General features: G+C 66.0%; 1 pseudogene. It reads left to right on the top strand.

From position 1 onward, the window contains the following. Positions 1–1,610 (top strand): annotated as a pseudogene (locus PKE44_RS19255) (DNA-directed RNA polymerase subunit beta'); the annotation flags it as partial.

Raw genomic sequence — 1,610 nt, forward strand, 5'->3', positions numbered from 1 at the left:
GCGACCTCGGATCTCAATGACCTGTACCGGCGCGTCATCAACCGCAACAACCGCCTGAAGCGCCTGCTGGAGCTGTCGGCGCCCGACATCATCGTGCGCAACGAGAAGCGCATGCTGCAGGAGGCCGTCGACTCGCTGCTCGACAACGGCCGCCGCGGCCGCGCGATCACCGGCACCAACAAGCGGCCGCTGAAGTCGCTCGCCGACATGATCAAGGGCAAGCAGGGGCGCTTCCGCCAGAACCTGCTCGGCAAGCGCGTCGACTACTCGGGCCGTTCGGTCATCGTGGTCGGCCCGACGCTGCGCCTGCACCAGTGCGGCCTGCCGAAGAAGATGGCGCTGGAGCTGTTCAAGCCCTTCATCTTCTCGAAGCTGATCCGCCGCGGCGTCGCGACGACCATCAAGGCCGCGAAGAAGATGGTCGAGCGCGAGCAGCCGGAAGTCTGGGACGTGCTCGAAGAGGTCATCCGCGAGCATCCGGTGATGCTGAACCGCGCCCCGACGCTGCACCGCCTCGGCATCCAGGCCTTCGAGCCGGTGCTGATCGAAGGCAAGGCGATCCAGCTGCATCCGCTGGTGTGCACGGCGTTCAACGCCGACTTCGACGGCGACCAGATGGCCGTGCACGTGCCGCTGTCGATCGAGGCGCAGCTCGAAGCGCGCGCGCTGATGATGTCGACCAACAACATCCTGAGCCCGGCCAACGGTGATCCGATCATCGTGCCGTCGCAGGACGTGGTGCTCGGCCTCTATTACATGACCCGCGAGCGCATCAACGCCCGCGGCGAAGGCATGCGCTTCACCGACGTGAAGGAAGTGCACCGCGCCTACGAGACGCGCCAGGCCGAACTGCAGGCGCGCATCGAGGTGCGCATCGTCGAGACGCTGATCCACGCCGACGGCAGCCGCGAGCGCGTGCGCCGGCGCGTGAGCACGACCGTCGGTCGCGCGCTGCTGTTCGAGATCTTCCCGGAAGGCCTGCCGTTCGAGCTGGCCAACCAGGTGCTGAAGAAGAAGACGATCTCGGGCCTGATCAACCAGTGCTACCGGCGCCTCGGCCTGAAGGACACCGTCATCTTCGCCGACCAGCTGATGTACACCGGCTTCCACTACGCGATGCGTTCGGGCTCGTCGGTCGGCTTCACCGACATGCGCATCCCCGACGAGAAGGCCGGCATCCTGGCGCGCGCCGAATCCGAGGTGAAGCAGATCGAGGAGCAGTACGCCTCGGGTCTGGTCACCAACGGCGAGCGCTACAACAAGGTGGTCGACATCTGGTCGCGCACCAACGACGAAGTCACCAAGGCGATGATGCGCGGCCTCGGCAAGGAGACCGTCGTCAACCGCGAAGGTCAGACCGTCGAGCAGGACTCCTTTAATAGTGTGTTCATGATGGCCGACTCCGGCGCCCGCGGTTCGCAGGCGCAGATGCGTCAGCTCGCCGGCATGCGCGGCCTGATGGCCAAGCCCGACGGCTCGATCATCGAGACGCCGATCACCGCGAACTTCCGCGAAGGCCTGGACGTGCTGCAGTACTTCATCTCCACGCACGGCGCCCGCAAGGGTCTGGCCGACACGGCGCTGAAGACCGCGAACTCCGGCTACCTGAC

The organism is Plasticicumulans sp., from assembly GCF_035331805.1.
GTDB lineage: Bacteria > Pseudomonadota > Gammaproteobacteria > Competibacterales > Competibacteraceae > Plasticicumulans.